This window comes from Flavobacterium sp. (assembly GCF_035760125.1).
GTDB lineage: Bacteria > Bacteroidota > Bacteroidia > Flavobacteriales > Flavobacteriaceae > Flavobacterium.
The window spans coordinates 20,060-39,596 of the sequence record NZ_DASTTN010000331.1; the positions used below are offsets into that span (position 1 = coordinate 20,060).

Consider the following 19,537-nt stretch of genomic DNA (forward strand, 5'->3'; position numbering starts at 1 on the left):
ATTTTAAAAGTACAAAAGAGGCTTAATAGTAACATATTAAGCCTCTTTTATTATTTTAAAAAATAAATCCTTTTATTATGTTAAAAACAGTAAATTTGTCGAGTTTTTATAAAATTTATACATGAGCGCAACGCACAAAGACCTCCATAGTAAATTAACTCTGGGTGGGTTATTAATTTCTTTAGGAATAATTTATGGAGACATTGGAACTTCTCCTTTATACGTAATGAAAGCCATACTTGGCGAATATGTTATAAATGCAGATGTTGTTTTAGGGGGTGTATCCTGTGTGTTTTGGACACTTACACTGCAAACTACAATCAAATATGTACTTATCACTTTAAGTGCTGACAATCATGGAGAAGGTGGGATTTTTGCCTTATATGCCTTGGTTAAAAAAACGAAAATCAAATGGTTGATTGTCCCCGCAATTATTGGCGGAAGCGCCTTGTTGGCGGACGGAATCATCACTCCTCCCATCTCAGTGTCGTCTGCTGTTGAAGGAATGAGAAGCTATTTTCCCCAAATTAATACCGTTCCAATAGTTATTGGTATTTTAGTAATGTTATTTACTATTCAACAATTTGGAACTAAATTAGTTGGAAAGTTTTTTGCTCCTATGATGTTGATATGGTTTGGTATGTTGGCCGTTCTAGGTATAAACCAAATTCATTTACATCCAGAAGTTTTCAAAGCTATTAATCCATATTATGCTTATCATTTATTAAGCATACATCCTGAAGGTTTTTTTGTATTAGGATTTGTATTCCTATGTACTACAGGAGCTGAGGCATTATACTCAGACATGGGACATTGCGGCAGAAAAAATATTAGAATAAGCTGGATTTTTGTAAAAATGGCTTTAGTGTTAAATTACTTTGGACAAGCAGCTTATTTAATACACCACGAAGGAACAACATTACAGGCGCTTGGAGGTGATTTCGCCAATCCTTTTTATTTAATAATGCCATTATGGTTCAAACCTTTTGGAATTGTTATTGCAACTGTAGCCACTGTAATTGCGTCTCAAGCCCTTATCTCTGGTTCTTTCACATTAATTAATGAGGCAATGCGATTAAGTTTTTGGCCAAAAGTTAAAATCAAATACCCAACGGAGCTTAAAGGTCAATTATATATACCTTCTATAAACTGGTTATTACTTATTGGCTGTATTGGGATCGTTTTGCATTTTGAAGAATCAAGCAATATGGAGCACGCCTATGGCTTGGCGATTATCCTATGTATGATAATGACAACCATGTTATTGAACTTTTACTTAATAATGAAACGTGTAAAATGGTTCTTTTTTGTACCATTAATTACCATTTACATGTGCATCGAATTAAGTTTTCTAGCCGCCAACATTACAAAATTTGCCGAAGGAGGTTATGTAACACTTTTTATTGCCCTTATCCTTATCGGTGTAATGACTATTTGGTACAGAGCCAAACAAATTAATAAAAGCTATACTAAAGTTGTAAAAATTGATGATTACAAGAAAGTTCTTAGTGAATTAAGTGCCGATTTATCTATTCCAAAATACGCAACCCATTTGGTTTATATGACCAATGCCAATCGCAGTGATGAAATAGAAGAAAAAGTAATGTTTTCAATCTTACAAAAAAGACCAAAAAGAGCAGATATTTATTGGTTTGTTCACGTAAACATTTTATCGGAACCATATAAAACTGAATATAAAGTAAGAGAAATTCTTAAAGATGATTTATACCGAGTAGATTTTAATCTAGGATTTAGAGAACCAACCAAAATAAACCTAATGTTTAGAGAGGTCATCAAAGACATGGTTAAAAATGGCGAAGTAGATATTACCAGTAGATATGAATCCCTAAATAAAAACAATATTATTGGAGATTTCAAATTCGTTTTATCTGAGAAATTCCTATCCAATGACAGTGATTTATTATGGCATGAAAAACTAATCATGAACTCTTATTTCTTCATTAAAAAACTAAGTTTATCCGAAGAAAGTGCTTTTGGACTCGACAGTAGTTCTGTGAAAATTGAAAAATTCCCAATGGTTCTTCACGCTCCAGAAAATATCGGACTAACGAGAGTTTTTGTCAAAAACTAAAACATTCAATTAAAAAACACTGTTTCATAACAGTGTTTTTTTTGATTAAAATATAAAACTTAGTTTTAACCAATAAATAGTACCTTTGCATTTCAATTATTTAAAATGAGATTACACAGAAATTTAGTTTATACTACCATTGATGCACTTAATGCTATTTTCAACGAAGGAGAATATGCCGACAAAGTAGTAGCAAGATCCCTAAAAAAAGACAAACGTTGGGGAAGTTCCGATAGAAAATTTGTAGCAGAAACTATCTACGAAGTCGTACGTTGGAAAAGATTATATGCAGAAATTGCAGAAGTAAAAGAACCTTACGACAGAGACAATCTTTGGAGAATGTTCTCAGTATGGGCTGTTTTAAGAGGATATCCAATTCCAGATTGGAGACAATTGGAAGGAACTCCAGAACGAAAAATAAAAGGTCGCTTTGACGAACTTTCAAAAGTAAGAGCCCTAAAAGAATCTATTCCGGATTGGATGGATGAATTAGGCGTAAAAGAATTAGGTGAAAAAGTTTGGGCAACAGAAATTGCAGCCCAAAATCAACCCGCAAAAGTTATTTTGAGAGTAAACACTCTTAAAACTACCAAAGAAAATTTAAGAGCTATTTTGATGGATTTAAACATCGAAACAGAATTCTTAAAAAACCAGCCAGACGCATTAGTTCTAAAAGAAAGAGCAAATGTTTTCTTGACTGATGCCTTCAAGCAAGGTTTCTTTGAGGTTCAGGATGCTAATTCACAATTAGTAGCTCATTTTCTAGATGTAAAACCAGGGATGAGAGTCGTAGACACTTGTGCAGGTGCAGGAGGAAAAACATTGCATATTGCTTCTTTGATGGAAAACAAAGGGCAATTGATTGCAATGGATTTATATGAAAGTAAACTAAAACAATTAAAGCTTAGAGCCAAAAGAGATGGTGCTTTCAACATCGAATACCGAATAATTGATTCTACAAAAGTTATCAAAAAACTTCATGAGAGAGCTGATAGAGTATTAATTGATGCTCCTTGTAGTGGATTAGGAGTTCTTAAAAGAAATCCAGATTCAAAATGGAAACTACAACCGGAATTCATTGATAACATTAGAAAAGTGCAATCGGAAGTTTTGGAAAGCTATTCAAAAATTGTAAAACCAGGCGGTAAATTAGTGTATGCAACCTGTTCAATTTTGCCTTCTGAAAATCAAGAGCAAGTAGCTCGTTTCTTGACAACTGATATTGGTAAACAATTCAATTTCATAAAAGACCAAAAAATATTGGCATCAGAATCTGGTTTTGATGGTTTTTATATGGCCTTACTAGAGAGAAAAGAAAGCACAGAACCGACTGAAAAAAGAATAAAAGAAAAGAAAGAATAGAATATAGATTTCAGACTTTATAAATTTTTACCCATAAAAAAAATCCTCGAAACTATCGAGGATTTTTTTATACATCTTTTTGTATTTTCTATTTATTAATCATTCATAGAGATTAAAAATTCATCGTTATTTTTGGTTTCTTTGAAACGGTCATTTATTAAAGTCATTGCTTCAACAGGATTCATATCCGAAAGCATTTTTCGCATAATCCACATTCTTTGCAATGTTTTTGGATCCAATAATAAATCATCACGTCTTGTACTAGACGATGTTAAATCAATAGCAGGGAAGATACGTTTGTTGGCGATTTTTCTATCCAATTGCAATTCCATGTTACCAGTTCCTTTAAATTCCTCAAAGATAACTTCATCCATTTTAGAACCTGTTTCTGTCAAAGCAGTTGCAATAATACTCAAAGAACCACCATTTTCAACATTACGGGCGGCACCAAAGAAACGTTTTGGTTTTTGCAAAGCATTGGCATCAACACCTCCACTTAAAACCTTCCCTGAAGCCGGTTGAACTGTATTATATGCTCTTGCCAAACGAGTAATAGAATCCAACAAAATAACTACATCATGACCACATTCCACCAATCTTTTGGATTTTTCCAAAACAATATTGGCAATCTTAACATGCTCTTGAGGTTCTCTATCGAATGTAGAAGCAATTACTTCACCACGTACACTGCGTTGCATATCGGTAACCTCCTCTGGACGCTCATCGATCAGCAAAACGATTAAATAAATTTCAGGATGATTGGCAGCAATTGCGTTGGCAATTTCTTTCAGCAACATTGTTTTACCCGTTTTTGGCTGGGCTACAATCATACCACGTTGCCCTTTTCCAATTGGAGAAAACAAATCGATAATTCGTGTAGAAATGGTACTCTGCTTTTCGGCCAATCTAAATTTTTCAGAAGGAAAAACTGGAGTTAAGTGTTCGAAAGAAACTCTATCACGAACCACTTGTGGGTCGTGCCCATTAATTTTTAAAACCCTAACAAGAGGGAAAAACTTCTCTCCTTCTTTTGGTGGACGAACGACTCCTTTTACAGTGTCTCCAGTCTTTAAACCAAATAAACGCACCTGAGAAGTCGATAAATAAATATCATCTGGTGAAGCCAAATAATTATAATCAGAAGAACGTAAAAAACCGTAACCATCAGGCATCATTTCAAGAACGCCTTCACTTTCTATAATTCCGTCAAATTCAAAATCAGCATCTTTGAAATTACTTTTTTTATTTTTAAAATTTGGGTTTTGATTCTGATTAGGATTTTGATTCTGATTGGAATTTCCATTTTGGTTGGAATTTCCATTCTGATTTGGATTAACCTTATTATTGGGGTTTTGTACTTTCTTATTTAATTGATTCGGATTTATTTTTTTTTCTGGAACAGAACTTTCTGCTTTCTCTTCCACCACTTCCGAATTTGAATCTGATGGAGCCTCTTCAGAAACAACAACTTCCTTCAAAGCTTCTTTTTCTCTTTGCAAAGCCATCTTCTTCTCGTAAGCTGATTTACTGAACTTAACAACTTTAACTTCATTATTAGAAGCAACTTCTTCCTCTTTCTGAGTATTGTTATTGGGTGAAATAATTTTTTCTTTTTTTTCTGGAGCAGCCACTATTTCTTCGATTACCTTCTCTTCTACTTTAGTGTCCAACAAAACTGGAGTTTCACTTTTTTGAATCACCGTTTTTTTAATCGGTGCAATCCGAGCTCGCTTTGGCTTCTCTTCTTCTGTTGCTTTGTCTTTAGTAGGTTCAACAACAACAGTAGCAGCTTGATGATCTAAAATAAGACTAATTAAATTATCTTTTTTTACACCGTTGAATTTTATTGTTTTAGCCGTTTTAGCTATTTCTTGAAGCTCAGCAAGCTTCATTTCTTTTAATACAGAAATATCAAACATGAATGTTCTATTTGTTTAATTAATTTGGAAATAATGCAAAAGATTTTTTAGGTAGTATCTTATTTTAATGAACCGCAGTATGAAGTGCTTACGGTAATGTTATGCAATAATACAAATAAAATTTATCATACAATAGTATTTATTAAAAAGAAAATATATTTTTGTACAACAATAAAAAGACATGATACAAAGAATTCAAACCATATATTTAATACTTACCTTTTTGGCGGTAGGCATTTTACCATTTATTTTCCCACTATGGACATTGAGTGATGGTAAAGACTATCTTTTTCTCCAAAATCAATTTTATGTAATATTGTTTGGACTAAGTACTGCAATAACCATTTACAGCATTATATCATTTAAAAAAAGACAAACTCAATTTGTTGCCAACAGATTGAATATCGTATTAAATTTGATTTTATTAGGATTGTTTGTTTATCATTCGCTAAATTTATCTGGAGAAACACCTGTTGTTTCTGAGAAAGGTATTGGGATGTTTCTACCTATCTTGGCTATCGTTTTTTTAGTTTTAGCTAACAAAGCCATCAAGAAGGATGAAGATCTTGTAAAATCTGTGGATAGATTGAGATAAACCTATAAAATTTAATTTATTAATGTGCGAAGAAATCCCGAATGTAACAGTTCGGGTTTTTTTATTCAAAACAGCAATTTTATTTTATTTAATTTAATAAATAAAAAAAATAGTACAGATTAAGAATCTTTTTTTTTATAAATTTGAATACTGTAATAGATAATATGACAAAAAATATTCGAATTCATCTTGCCGATGACCACCAGATAATTTTACATGGTATACAAACTTTACTACAAACAATACCACATTTTAAAGTTGTTGGATCATCTCTCAATGGAACAACTATATACGATGATGTAACCAAGAATCAAGCCGAGGTTCTTGTTTTAGACATTAGTATGCCCGAAAAAGACGGAATTGAAGTTGTTAAAGAATTCGCCCAAAAAGGCTTTCCTTGTAAAGTAATAATCCTTTCAAGCTATGATGATTTAAAATTAATCAAAGAAATCATGGACCTAGGAGTAAGTGGCTATTTAACCAAACAATGTGCTGGGGACAATATTATTGAGGCGGTCCAAGCTGTTGCCAATGGCGAAGAATATTTTTGCGAATCCATTCGAGAAAAAATATTCTCTAATGCCACTAAAAACAATCCAAAGTTAAACACTTACAAACCCAATGTAAACCCATTGTTGACTGAACGTGAAATAGAAATCATTATTTTGATTGCTTTGGAATATAGCGGTAAAGAAATAAGCGAGCAGCTTTTCATCAGTATTAATACAGTTGAAACGCACCGAAAAAATATTATGAAAAAATTAAAAGCAAAAAACACAATTGGCATTGTTAAGTATGCCATGAATAATCATCTGATTATAACATAAGTGTTAAAAGACTTAGAACATTTTTATTTATCGCTTCTACAATAAATATATGTACCAAATTAGGTTTCGAATACTAATCACTTTTTTATTTCTAATCTATTTTAGTCAAACCTCACTCGCCCAAAACAAAACACTATCACAAAAAGAAACTGTCAAACTAATAAAAGATGCAAGGACAAACAGGATTAATGGTGATTATGAAAAATCATTATTAAAATCAAGGGTTGCATTAGAACAGGCCATTAAAAATAAAGACAATACCTTAATTGCCAATTCTTACTTAGTAATAGCTTCCAACTTTGATGAACTAACAGAACCTTTAAAAGCATTACACTATTATAATCTAGGGCTTTACTACGTCAACAAAACAAACGACAACACTTTAAAAAAACAGTTTTACAACAATTTAGGCAACATCTATTGTTTTGACAAAAAGCAATACGACAAAGGAATTTATTATTATAAAAAATCTCTACAGCTTAGTCAAGCAGTTTTAGACAGGAAACAAATATTCCTCACAAAACTAAATATTGCCTGGGCCTATTTTGACATTGAAAAATTTGCAGAAGGATTCTCTTATTTACAGTATATCAATAAATACCAATCTATTGACGGAAACGATTCCACCATTGTAGCTTTAAACATGCTAAACGGCATGTACAACAGTTTTATCAACGACAATAATAAAGCAATTTCTTCCTTCGAAAAAGCCATTGAATTTGGCTCTATTGGAAATGAGAAATCTGATCTATCCTTCTCTCATTTAGAATATTCAAAATTTTTAAATAAAATAAATCAGCCAAAAAAAGCCTATGACAACCTCATGTTGTATTACAAAATTACCAATGAACTCAACATAGAAGAAAAACTAATCAAGGCCAATGTCATAGGTATTAATCTCGAAATTGACCATTACAAGAGAGAAATAGACAAGATTGAAACAACTTACAAAATAAAGCAGAACAAACTTATTGAAGAACAATCCACAAATAAAAAAATTGCAATTATTGTACTTTTCCTTTTATTATGTGTTATTATTTTCTTTTATTTTTTCGTTCAAAACATTCGTTTGAAACAAAAAAACAGACTAAAAGATATTCGAAGTAAAATCCAAGAAAACATAATTAACGCCTCTATTGACGGGCAAGAATTGGAACGAAAAAAAATCGCCTCTTTTCTACACGACAACATTAGTTCCCTACTTTCCTCGGCTGGTTTGCATCTTAATGTTTTTACCTCGATCAACAAGGCCCAACCCGAAGAAATCAACAAAACAAAAGAAATTCTCGAAGAAGCACACAATCAAATCCGAAACTTATCCCATGAACTAATGCCTTCCCTATTGGTTCGATTTGGATTACTCTACGCATTGGAAGATCTATGTGAAAAAACATCCAATTCAAGAATTAAAATCACATTTAATTCAAGCATTGCGATTAAAAAAAGATACAATGAAGAGTTTGAGATGAAACTCTATTTTATCATTGCTGAGTTACTGAACAATACCATAAAACATAGTGGAGCAACTACTGCAGACGTTACGATTAAAGAAATTGAAAATAAACTTTCTATAGTTGTCTCTGATAATGGAAATGGTTTTATGAACAGCAAATTGGAAGTTACCGAAGGATTTGGAATCAACCAAATTCGGGCAAGAATAAACAACATGAAAGGAGAATTTATTATTAATTCTACACTAAATAAAGGAACAATAGTTAGCTTAAAAATTCCAATAGTATATTAAAACACTATGTTTTTTTATCTATTTCTATAATCTCCAAATCTTTAATAACCTCACCATCAATCACAAAACGAAGCATCGTTCTCACCTGATGAAAACCACTTTTACCGGCTGCTCCCGGATTCATGTGCAATAGATTATTCTTTTTGTCAAAAATCACTTTTAAAATATGCGAATGTCCACAAATAAACAGCTTTGGTGGATTTGATGTTATTTCAGCCTTCAGTGCTGGATTGTATTTCCCTGGATAACCACCAATGTGCGTTATCCAAACATCAACCCCTTCACAAAAAAAACGATTGTGCAAAGGAAATTCCAAACGAGCCTGGGCATTATCAATATTACCATACACGCAACGTAAAGGTTTCAACTTTTTGATGGTATCCGTAACCACCAAATCCCCAATATCGCCTGCATGCCAAACCTCATCGGCTTGTGCAACATATTTTAAAATCGTATCATCAATGTGACTGTGTGTATCCGAAAGGAGAAGGATTTTTTTCATATTTCTGGGAGCTATTTCCCGCTATCCGTTTCAATCTTTTTATCCCGATGAAAAATCGGGATAAAAAGGATTTCCACTTCTATCGGGGCTAGGGCATTTGAGCAAAAATAGACATTCTAGTTTTAAATAAAAAACAACGAAACAAGATACATTCTTTGTAAATTTGCCACAGAAAAATTTCCATCAAAACAGCCTAATTCTGAAAGATTGAAATCAAACACAGCAAACAATCTGAAATTTAAATCTAAAATTCAACATTGAGGTATTTTATAAAACTAGCTTACAACGGAACTCATTATCACGGTTGGCAATATCAACCCAACGCCGCATCTGTTCAAGAAACAATGAACAAAGCTTTTTCGATTATTCTCAACTCCGAAATCAATCTTATGGGAGCTGGAAGAACTGACACAGGAGTTCATGCCAAAGAAATGTATGCGCATTTTGATTTTGAAAACCCAATTGATGTCAAAATCCTGATTCACAAGCTAAATTCTTTTTTACCAAAAGACATTGTTATCTATGATATTTTTCCCGTTGATGATGAAGCTCACACTCGTTTTGACGCCACAAAAAGAACTTACGAATACCATATAAATACTTTTAAAGATGCGTTTCTTCAAGAGCAAAGCTGGTATTTTCATCAGAAACTAGATTTGGATTTAATGAACGAAGCTGCAAAATCATTGTTAAACCACACTGATTTTCAGTCTTTTTCTAAGGTCAACACCGACGTAAATACCTTTGATTGTAGTATATTTGAAGCCTATTGGAAACAAGAGGATGAGAAATTAATTTTCACCATTTCGGCCAATCGTTTTTTACGAAATATGGTTCGCTCCATTGTGGGAACTTTGATTAATATTGGATTGCACAAAATCACTTTGGATGATTTTGAGTCGATTATAGAAAGTAAAAACAGAGACAAAGCTGGATTTTCGGTTCCAGCGCATGGGTTATATTTAACCAAAATTGAATACGATTACATTACGAAATAGCCCTGATAGAAGCGGTATCCTTTTTATTTTTTCTTTAAAAATAAAAAGATACAAGCGGATAGCAGGAATAGCTCCAAAAAAATAAATGAAAGCAAAAGCATTTGATACCCGATTATTCAAGAGAATATTAAAATATACAAAACCCTATCAAGGGCGTTTTAATGGTGTGATTATTTTCGCCATTTCACTATCTGTTTTTGCAGCACTTCGCCCCTATTTACTGAAACAAACTGTCGATAGTTATATCCAACCCAAAGACCAAAATGGTTTATTGATTTATATCACCTTAATGGGTGGTGTGCTTTTACTTGAGGTTTTCTCCCAATTTTTCTTTGTGTATTGGGCCAACTGGCTCGGACAGGATATTGTGAAAGATATTCGGGTAAAACTATTCAAACACATTTTGAGTTTTAGAATGAAATATTTTGACTTGGTTCCTGTGGGTCAACTCGTAACTCGATCTGTATCAGATATTGAAGCGATTGCTCGTATTTTTAGCCAAGGATTATTTATGATTATAAGTGACTTGATGAAAATGCTGGTGGTACTTATTTTTATGTTTTATATGAACTGGAAACTGACGTGGATTGTGATTGTTGCCATGCCAATCTTAGTTTATATTACCCGGATTTTCCAAAAAAAGATGCAAGTTGCCTTTGAGGAAGTACGTACTCAAATTGCCAATATGAACTCTTTTGTTCAAGAAAGAGTTACAGGTATGAAAATTGTTCAACTTTTTCACCGCGAAGACATTGAAGCTGAAAAATTCAGGGTAATTAACGACAAGCACAACAGAGCTTGGATAAAAACCATTTTGTACAACTCGATTTTCTTCCCTATTGCCGATATCATTTCGTCATTAACTCTTGGTTTCATTGTTTTATATGGAGGGTTTCATATTTTAGAAGGTGATACTTCGACCACTTTTGGGGATTTATTTTCATATACCATGTTCATCGGAATGTTGTTTAATCCATTACGCCAAATTGCGGATAAATTCAACGAGATGCAATTGGGAATGATTGCTGCCAATCGTGTTTTTGACATATTGGATACACAAGATCAAATACAAGACACGGGAACTATAGAAGCGCCATTATTTGACGGAGAGATTCGTTTTGAAAATGTGCGTTTTGGTTATATTCCAAATGAAGAAGTGATAAAAGGAATCAATCTTGAGGTAAAAGCAAGTCAGACGATTGCTATTGTGGGATCTACAGGAGCAGGAAAATCGACAATTATCAATTTACTGAATCGTTTCTACGAAATTAATAGTGGTTCAATTTTTATAGACAGTCATAATATTGAGAATTACACTTTGAGTTCGTTGCGTAAGCAAATTGCAGTGGTTTTGCAGGATGTATTTCTTTTTGCAGATACAATTTACAACAATATAACGCTCAACGATCCTGAAATTACAAAAGAGCAAGTTCTCAATGCTGCAAAAAAAATAGGTGTTCATGATTTCATTATGAGTTTGCCCGACAATTATGATTTTGACGTAAAAGAACGTGGCGTAATGCTGTCCTCTGGTCAACGCCAACTTATTGCGTTTTTAAGGGCGTATGTAAGCAATCCGAGTATTCTTATTTTGGACGAAGCAACATCGTCAATAGACACTTATTCGGAAGAATTAATTCAACGAGCTACCGAAACCATTACTAAAGGAAGAACATCGATTGTAATTGCACATCGATTGGCAACCATTGTCAATGCGGATAAAATTGTGGTTATGGACAAAGGTCTGATTGTAGAACAAGGAACGCATCAAGAATTAATAAACCAAGAAAAAGGGTATTATAAAAACTTGTATGATTCGCAGTTTAGCACTTCCAATTCAGACACTTTTTTATAACAAAATGTCAAAAAACTTTGTTCCTGCTAAATTTTCCCATAATCAAATAAATCCTTAAATTCGCAATCTCAATTTATTACATTAATCATAAAAATAACAATGAGTTTTCACGAATTCATTTTTACAATAATTTAAATAAAAAGAAAAAAAATGAAATACGATATTATAGTTTTAGGAAGTGGACCTGGAGGGTATGTTACAGCAATTAGAGCCTCTCAATTAGGATTTAAAGTGGCTGTAGTAGAAAAAGAAAACCTTGGTGGTGTATGTTTAAATTGGGGATGTATTCCAACTAAAGCACTATTAAAATCAGCTCAGGTTTTTGATTATTTAAAACACGCTTCTGATTATGGATTGACTGTTTCATCATTTGATAAAGACTTCCCGGCAGTGGTTCAACGTAGTCGTGGGGTTGCTGAAGGAATGAGCAAAGGAGTTCAATTCTTGATGAAAAAAAATAAAATTGACGTTATTGATGGTTTTGGAAAACTAAAAGCAGGTAAAAAACTAGACGTTACAGATAAAGACGGAAAAGTTACTGAATACAGTGCTGACCACATTATCATTGCCACTGGAGCTCGTTCTCGTGAATTGCCAAACTTACCACAAGATGGTGTAAAAGTTATTGGATACCGTCAAGCAATGACATTGCCAACCCAACCAAAATCTATGATTATTGTAGGTTCCGGAGCTATTGGAGTTGAATTTGCACATTTCTACAACTCAATGGGAACTGATGTAACCATCGTAGAATTTATGCCAAACGTAGTTCCAGTAGAAGATGAAGATATCTCAAAACAATTTGAACGTTCTTTGAAAAAAGCAGGTATCAAAGTTATGACCAGCTCTTCTGTTGAGCGTATTGACACTGCTGGTGCAGGTGTAAAAGCATTTGTTAAAACTGCTAAAGGAGAAGAAGTTCTTGAAGCCGATATTTTATTGTCTGCTGTTGGAATCAAAACTAACATCGAAAACATCGGATTAGAAGAAGTAGGTATTGCCACTGATAAAGATAAAATCTTGGTAAACGCTTACAACCAAACTAATATCCCAGGATATTACGCTATTGGTGATGTAACTCCAGGACAGGCATTGGCTCACGTAGCTTCTGCTGAAGGAATTAACTGTGTAGAGAAAATTGCAGGAATGCACGTTGACCCTATCGATTATGGAAACGTTCCTGGTTGTACTTATGCTACTCCAGAAATTGCTTCTGTAGGATTAACTGAAAAACAAGCTAAAGAAAAAGGATACGAATTAAAAATTGGTAAATTCCCATTCTCTGCTTCAGGAAAAGCAAAAGCTGCTGGAACTCCAGATGGTTTTGTAAAAGTAATTTTTGACGCTAAATATGGCGAATGGTTAGGATGTCACATGATTGGAGCTGGAGTTACAGATATGATTGCAGAAGCAGTTGTAGCACGTAAACTAGAAACTACAGGACATGAAATCCTAAAATCTATTCACCCTCACCCAACAATGAGTGAAGCGGTTATGGAAGCTGTTGCTGATGCATATGGAGAAGTGATCCATTTATAATAAATAAGATTTTATAAAATTTAAAACCCCGATTTGGAATATTCAAATTGGGGTTTTTTGTACTCCAATATTTTCCTTTTATCGAATAAAAATCTTTTCTTTAACACATTAAGAAACAAAGAGCTAACTTAGCTAAATCAAAGAAGGTAACCTTACTATCTATTTCAAAGTTCTTATATGTTTAAATTATTAAACTAATAAAACCATGAAAAACTATGATACGGATTTTAATAATTCTCGCCTTTTTTATATTATCCAAAACTAACCTTTATTCTCAACCATTTGTTGACCCCGTACAGTTACGATATATGGATGCGTACAGGAATAACAATTCTGAAATCCCATCTTTCAGTCATCTATGGGTCGGCAGTGATCTCCCTATTAGACTCAAGAATAACACTTATTTGCTCATTAGTCCATTTTATGAACAATGGCAATTTGAATCGGCAAATAATCTAGAAAGCTATCCAACTGTACAGAGTATATGTTTACCAATCGGTTTAATGACTCCGTTAAAGGAATCAAAATGGTCACTTTCGATTATACCGCTAATTCGTTCCAATGGTGAAGAATTATTTTCGAATAATACGTTTCAATATGGTGGAGTATTCTTTACAACTTTTGAAAAAAAACAAAATCAAAAATTTCGTTTCGGTATATACGCTAATAAAGAATTTTTCGGTTGGTTTATAATACCTGTACTCGGCGCTGACTGGCGATTAGACGAGAAGAATTATATTTATGGATTGCTACCGGGACGCCTCACATACGAACACAAATGGAGTACTAAATTATATGGAGGAGCTACATTTCGCGCCCCGATGAACAGTTACCTTCTTTCAAATGGTAATTACATCCGATTAGACGATAACCAAATATCCCTTTACTTGGATTATTACCCAGTTAAAAAGCTATGCGTCACATTTGAACCTGGTTATGGTGTATTCAGAAAAATCCGAACTGGTATAGATACTCACGGCTACACTTCTGAACTTGATTGGGGAGATGGGCCTTTTATTAAACTTAGCGCTGCTTATCGTATTAGGCTCTAGTTATGAGTTGCGCCATTAGTAGCCCAAAACCAACAATAACCCAATTAGAACACTTGCCAACTAAACACATCATTATCAAAATATTAATCCCAATTCCATTTTGTCAATCTTTAAATGTGAAGTATATTTACTATAAACTAAAAAAACAGAAAAAATGACACACAACAACATACTAGAAACCATTGGCAATACGCCACACGTAAAAATCAATAAATTATTTGGACCAGATTCAAATGTTTGGGTGAAACTTGAAAAAGCAAACCCAGGCGCCAGCATCAAGGATAGAATTGCTTTATCTATGGTAGAAGATGCCGAGCAAAAAGGATTACTGCAAAAGGGAAGCACCATAATCGAGGCTACATCAGGAAACACCGGTATTGGATTAGCAATGGTTGCTGCCGTAAAAGGGTATAAATTAATCTTGGTAATGCCCGACTCGATGTCAGTCGAAAGACGCCGATTAATGAGTATTTACGGAGCTGAATTTGTGCTTACTCCCCGAGAATTTGGCATGAAAGGTGCTCTCGCGAAAGCTGAAGAAATCGCAAATGAAATTCCAAATTCGTGGATTCCACTTCAATTTGACAACCCGGCAAATATTGAAATCCACAAAACCACAACCGCACAGGAAATCATAAAAGCTTTTCCTAACGGCTTGGATTATCTGATTACAGGAGTTGGAACAGGTGGACACATCACAGGCTGTGCCGAAGTACTAAAACAACACTTCCCTAGTTTAAAAGTCTTCGCTGTAGAACCAGAAGCGTCACCGGTTATAAGTGGTGGAACGCATTCACCCCATCCTATTCAAGGAATTGGAGCTGGTTTTATTCCAACCAATCTACATACTGAAATTCTGGATGGAGCAATTCTGGTAAGTAAAGATGAAGCTTTTGAATATGCACAAAGAGCAGCGAAAGAAGAAGGTATTCTTCTTGGAATTTCTTCTGGAGCCGCTTTGGCTGCTGTAGCCAAAAAATTAAAAGAAATTCCATCTGATGCTAAAGTGCTTACTTTTTGCTACGACACTGGAGAACGTTATTTAAGCATAGAAGGTTTATTTGAATAAAAGATAATCCTCTCAATATCCCAACCGATTTGTGAAAGCAAGTCGGTTTTTTTTTTGAAACATAGTTTTCTAAAAAAGACCTAATCTCCTTTAAAAAATATAAAATTATTAACAACCAAATCAATAAAATTCAGTAAATTTAATCAATCAATTTACTGATTATGAATAACTTAAAACATATTCATTTAAAGCTTACATTGATTATTTTTATTTCAATTGCTTTAGCTTGCTGTAATGATTCCGGTCCGGAATTCAGCCCTGATTTTGGCGACGTGGGATGTTTAGGTTGTACAAAGCAAAGTAGTCTTTCAGAAGTGGTTGCTATTGCCACTCGAGGGACTTGGAGAATTACTTATTATTGGAATAGAGATCATGAAGAAACTGCAAGTTTTAATGGATACAATTTTACTTTTGGTGCTGATAATATTTTAACAGCAACCAATGGCGTAAATAGTTATACTGGCAATTGGAATGTCACTAATAATACAAATTCCACAGATTATTTACGATTTAATTTCGCCTTTACATCTCCACCTGTTTTTCAAGAACTACCTGATAATTGGAATTTTGGAATTCTATATGGCAGTGAAATGCAATTTACTTATCAAATTGAATCTGAAAACAAGACATCTTATATTACTTTCACTAAAAATATATAATGTAATTGAAATCTATGATATTCCGAACTTCATGAATAACAACAAAAATCAACGTACTTAATACCAGTACATTAAATTAAAAAACATTTGAAAAAAGAAACATCTTTTTAGAATCTAACTCTATATTTTTTGTAAATTAGTAGGCTTCAAAAAACAAGAAATTGCTTCTCAAAAAACAATCTAATGAATTGCCTGGCGAAAAAGCTTTTTTTTAAATAGAACAAGCTATTTAAAAGGCTGGTGACAAACACGAACTGCTGGAACACATCCTAACCTAACTAGACTGTCCTTGTCAATTCGATTAACAAAATATTCAAAATAAAAACCATCCGACTACTCAACATAAAAAAAGAGTAGGTCAATTAAATTCAAAAAAGTTTGACTTAAATTTAAATGAGATGAAAACAATTAAAATATTTTTAATGAATACTCTCTTTCTCGGACTATTCCTGATTCAAAGTACCAGTTTGTATGCGCAAGACCCAATGAAGGCCGCTTCAAATGTGTATAAAAAAGTCCTACTTGACAATGACAAAGTAAGAATTATGGAAGTTGTATTCGCACCGGGTGCAACAGCCGCTTGGCACAGTCATCCTAATCATTCGGTCTATGCCTTGACTAGTGGCAAAATACAGATTACCGACAAAGGCAAACCAGCAACAACATTAGACATTAAAATGGGTACTGCCATGTATCTCCCTGCCGTAACGCATATGGCAAAAAATATCGGAACCACTACTTTAAAATTAATAGTAACGGAAATAAAGCCTGCAAAAAAAATGTAATAGCTATTTTAAACAAGGCAATTCATTTTTTCCTTTTGAGCAGCAATTAAAATATCCATAAAATCTGATTCCTTTTCAAGAGTCAGGTTTTTTTATGGTGTGCCCTTGTTGCAGACTATTTTCTGCAAATAAAATAAATTTATTAAGCAACAAGGTCAGGCTATCCACTGTATTCTCGATTAAAAAAACTACGGCAAAAAAGCCTTGTTTTTCAAAATCGAGAGATGCCGTTCCTATCCTTCACACAAAACAATCAGATGTAATCACAAAACCTTCAGTTCTATAAATTATAGGCAAAGTCATTTTTAATTTCTTCCATAACAAAAGAACTTTGCACATTTGAAATCCCTTTGATAACCGATAATTTATCGATAACAAACTTTTGATATTCATTCATATCATTGACAGCCACTTTCAATAAAAAATCATAATTCCCAGAAACGTGAAAACAACCTGTGATTTCAGGCAATACAAGAATGTGCTGTTTAAAATCATCTATCAATTCTCGGGAGTGAACAGCCAAAGTCACTTGACAATACACACTGATTGATTTTCCAATTTTGATAGCATCCAATAAAGCCACATAATTTTTGATAAAACCTTTTTGTTCCAGTTTTTTAATTCTCTCAAAAGTTGGAGAAACTGACAAACCTACTTTTTCGGCGATTTCTTTTGTGTTTTGTTTCGCATCCTGTTGCAAAAGCATCAATATTTTTTTGTCTATCGAATCCATCTCAGAATAATTATATGGTTTTGAAAAAAGCAAGCAGCAAATACAATACTAAAAAACTTAATTATAACTCAAATTTAGAATTATATTTTGAATATAATCAAGTATGCAGCATATTAAATCATTAAAAGTACATTTACAGTAAAATTAAACAGTATGCAAACTATTTCAGAATCATTATCCGAACAAGACAATCAACGTTTATTCGAATTGAATCAATACATAGAAAATGCCAGAGATAATTTCTTGGGCTATCCCGTATCCAAAGATTTTGATTATTCAGAAATCAATCATTTTTTCAAATATCCAATCAATAATCTAGGTGACCCTTTTGAGGACTGTACCTACAAAGTACAAACCCATGAACTCGAAAGAGAAGTGGTAGGCTTTTTTGCCAAATTATTCCGCGCCAATCCAAAAGATTATTGGGGTTATGTAACCAACGGCGGATCTGAAAGTAACTTGTATGGATTATATCTAGCTCGTGAATTATACCCAAAAGCGATGGTCTATTACTCAGAATCGACCCATTACAGTGTACGCAAAAACATTCACTTACTCAATATCCCAAGCATTGTCATTCGTTCACAGGAAAATGGCGAAATTGATTATGTTGATTTTGAAAACACCCTAAAAATGAATCGTCATAAGCCCGCAATTGTGCTTACTACTTTTGGCACAACCATGAAAGAGGCCAAAGACGACGTTTCAAAAATCAGGGATATTCTAAAAGGATTAGCCATACAAGACAGTTACATCCATTGTGATGCGGCCTTATCCGGAAGTTACGGAGCTTTTATGGAACCACGTTTTCCTTTTGATTTTAAAGATGGAGCCGATAGTATATCAATCAGTGGTCACAAATTTATAGGCTCACCAATTCCAACTGGTGTTATTATAACGAAGCGTTCCAATAGAGACAGAATCTCAAAAGGAATTTCCTATATTGGTTCTTTAGATACAACTATTACCGGGTCTAGAAACGGTCATTGTCCGTTGTTTTTATGGTATGCTATAAAAAAACTCGGAGTAGACGGTTTAAAAAACCGCTATTTACATAGCTTGGAAGTAGCGGAATACTGTGAACAAAGACTAAAAAACATTGGAATCGCTGCATGGAGAAATCCGAATTCAATCACCGTGGTTTTCCCAAAAACAGCTGAGGAAGTAAAATCAAAATGGCAATTAGCTACTGAGGGAGATATTTCCCATATTATTTGCATGCCCAATGTCACCAAAGAACAAATTGACCTATTCATCAACGATGTAGAAAATTGCATCGAAAACCCAGAAGAAATGGCGGAATTTAGTTTCTAGATTTCTTGTTTTGGACACAAAAAGTTTAAAACTTTATCTTTTCCTTTTTTATTAATTCTAAAAAATCCAGCCTCGAAATGAATGTGTGGCTGGATTTTAAATATTGTTTCAATCTTTAAATTGAAAATAGAGCAACAATACAGCCGCCAAAGACATAATAATCAATGCTAAAAAACCTAAAACATTTGTTAACCATCCATTTACGAATTCTCCCATAATTTTTTTATTATTGGAGACATGCAAAATGATGGCAATCAGAACCGGAGCTGTTAACCCATACAATATAGCTGTATAAATCAGTGCTTTGACAGGTGAAATACCTATATAATTAAGAGACAAACCAATTAGTAATGATATTGCAATAATGACATAAAATCCTTTTGCATCATGAAACTTCTTATCCAATCCTTCTTCCCAACCAAAGGTTTCGGTAAAAATATACGAAAGAGAACCACTCAGTACAGGGATAGCAATGAGCCCAGTTCCTATAAC

The 19,537-nt window shown here is 33.5% G+C and carries 17 protein-coding genes; 13 read left to right on the forward strand and 4 right to left on the reverse strand.

The window, feature by feature from the left end:
• Positions 1-121 precede the first annotated feature (121 nt).
• Positions 122-2,092, forward strand: a complete 1,971-nt coding sequence (locus VFS71_RS11860) for a KUP/HAK/KT family potassium transporter (RefSeq protein WP_326401488.1) — start codon at positions 122-124, stop codon at positions 2,090-2,092.
• A gap of 105 nt (positions 2,093-2,197) precedes the next feature.
• Positions 2,198-3,454 (forward strand): RsmB/NOP family class I SAM-dependent RNA methyltransferase, encoded by a 1,257-nt coding sequence (locus VFS71_RS11865; protein WP_326401489.1) that lies wholly within the window; start codon positions 2,198-2,200, stop codon positions 3,452-3,454.
• A gap of 95 nt (positions 3,455-3,549) precedes the next feature.
• Here the strand turns inward: VFS71_RS11865 and rho are convergent, their stop codons facing one another.
• A complete protein-coding gene (rho, locus tag VFS71_RS11870; protein WP_326401491.1) occupies positions 3,550-5,373 on the reverse strand; it encodes a transcription termination factor Rho in 1,824 nt (607 codons plus the stop codon).
• Between the two features lie 181 nt (positions 5,374-5,554).
• On the opposite strand from rho, the gene VFS71_RS11875 reads away from it, so the two are divergent.
• The 3 genes from VFS71_RS11875 (at position 5,555) to VFS71_RS11885 (ending at position 8,539) form a co-directional block, all read left to right on the forward strand.
• Positions 5,555-5,968: a DUF4293 domain-containing protein gene (locus tag VFS71_RS11875; protein WP_326401493.1), complete on the forward strand. Its 414-nt coding sequence runs from the start codon at positions 5,555-5,557 to the stop codon at positions 5,966-5,968.
• A gap of 164 nt (positions 5,969-6,132) precedes the next feature.
• Positions 6,133-6,795 (forward strand): response regulator transcription factor, encoded by a 663-nt coding sequence (locus tag VFS71_RS11880; RefSeq protein WP_326401494.1) that lies wholly within the window; start codon positions 6,133-6,135, stop codon positions 6,793-6,795.
• Between the two features lie 49 nt (positions 6,796-6,844).
• A complete protein-coding gene (locus tag VFS71_RS11885; RefSeq protein WP_326401495.1) occupies positions 6,845-8,539 on the forward strand; it encodes a tetratricopeptide repeat-containing sensor histidine kinase in 1,695 nt (564 codons plus the stop codon).
• A 4-nt stretch (positions 8,540-8,543) separates the two neighbouring features.
• Here VFS71_RS11885 and VFS71_RS11890 read toward each other — a convergent pair whose 3' ends face one another.
• Positions 8,544-9,041, reverse strand: coding sequence for a metallophosphoesterase family protein (locus tag VFS71_RS11890; protein ID WP_326401496.1), 498 nt, complete (start codon positions 9,039-9,041; stop codon positions 8,544-8,546).
• A 257-nt stretch (positions 9,042-9,298) separates the two neighbouring features.
• Here VFS71_RS11890 and truA point away from each other — a divergent pair, with 257 nt between their 5' ends.
• The 7 genes from truA to VFS71_RS11925 all read left to right on the forward strand — a co-directional run bounded on the left by truA (position 9,299) and on the right by VFS71_RS11925 (position 16,998).
• Positions 9,299-10,039: a tRNA pseudouridine(38-40) synthase TruA gene (gene truA, locus VFS71_RS11895; RefSeq protein WP_326401497.1), complete on the forward strand. Its 741-nt coding sequence runs from the start codon at positions 9,299-9,301 to the stop codon at positions 10,037-10,039.
• An 85-nt stretch (positions 10,040-10,124) separates the two neighbouring features.
• Positions 10,125-11,894, forward strand: coding sequence for an ABC transporter ATP-binding protein (locus VFS71_RS11900; RefSeq protein WP_326401498.1), 1,770 nt, complete (start codon positions 10,125-10,127; stop codon positions 11,892-11,894).
• A 150-nt stretch (positions 11,895-12,044) separates the two neighbouring features.
• Complete coding sequence (lpdA, locus tag VFS71_RS11905) at positions 12,045-13,433, forward strand: dihydrolipoyl dehydrogenase (protein WP_326401499.1); 1,389 nt, start codon at positions 12,045-12,047, stop codon at positions 13,431-13,433.
• Positions 13,434-13,648: 215 nt separating this feature from the next.
• The gene (locus VFS71_RS11910; protein WP_326401501.1) at positions 13,649-14,485 is read left to right on the forward strand and encodes a hypothetical protein; all 837 of its coding nucleotides are present in this window, start codon (positions 13,649-13,651) and stop codon (positions 14,483-14,485) included.
• Between the two features lie 154 nt (positions 14,486-14,639).
• Positions 14,640-15,554, forward strand: a complete 915-nt coding sequence (gene cysK, locus VFS71_RS11915; RefSeq protein WP_326401502.1) for a cysteine synthase A — start codon at positions 14,640-14,642, stop codon at positions 15,552-15,554.
• Between the two features lie 161 nt (positions 15,555-15,715).
• A complete protein-coding gene (locus VFS71_RS11920) occupies positions 15,716-16,213 on the forward strand; it encodes a hypothetical protein (RefSeq protein WP_326401503.1) in 498 nt (165 codons plus the stop codon).
• A 398-nt stretch (positions 16,214-16,611) separates the two neighbouring features.
• Complete coding sequence (locus tag VFS71_RS11925) at positions 16,612-16,998, forward strand: cupin domain-containing protein (protein ID WP_326401504.1); 387 nt, start codon at positions 16,612-16,614, stop codon at positions 16,996-16,998.
• A 280-nt stretch (positions 16,999-17,278) separates the two neighbouring features.
• On the opposite strand, the gene VFS71_RS11930 is transcribed toward VFS71_RS11925, so the two are convergent.
• Positions 17,279-17,731, reverse strand: a complete 453-nt coding sequence (locus VFS71_RS11930) for an Lrp/AsnC family transcriptional regulator (RefSeq protein WP_326401505.1) — start codon at positions 17,729-17,731, stop codon at positions 17,279-17,281.
• A 153-nt stretch (positions 17,732-17,884) separates the two neighbouring features.
• Between VFS71_RS11930 and VFS71_RS11935 the strand changes: the two genes are divergently transcribed.
• Complete coding sequence (locus VFS71_RS11935; protein WP_326401506.1) at positions 17,885-19,045, forward strand: histidine decarboxylase; 1,161 nt, start codon at positions 17,885-17,887, stop codon at positions 19,043-19,045.
• Positions 19,046-19,153: 108 nt separating this feature from the next.
• Here the strand turns inward: VFS71_RS11935 and VFS71_RS11940 are convergent.
• Positions 19,154-19,537, reverse strand: a 384-nt coding sequence (locus tag VFS71_RS11940; RefSeq protein ID WP_326401507.1) for a divalent metal cation transporter, incomplete at its 5' end; no start/stop codon positions are given.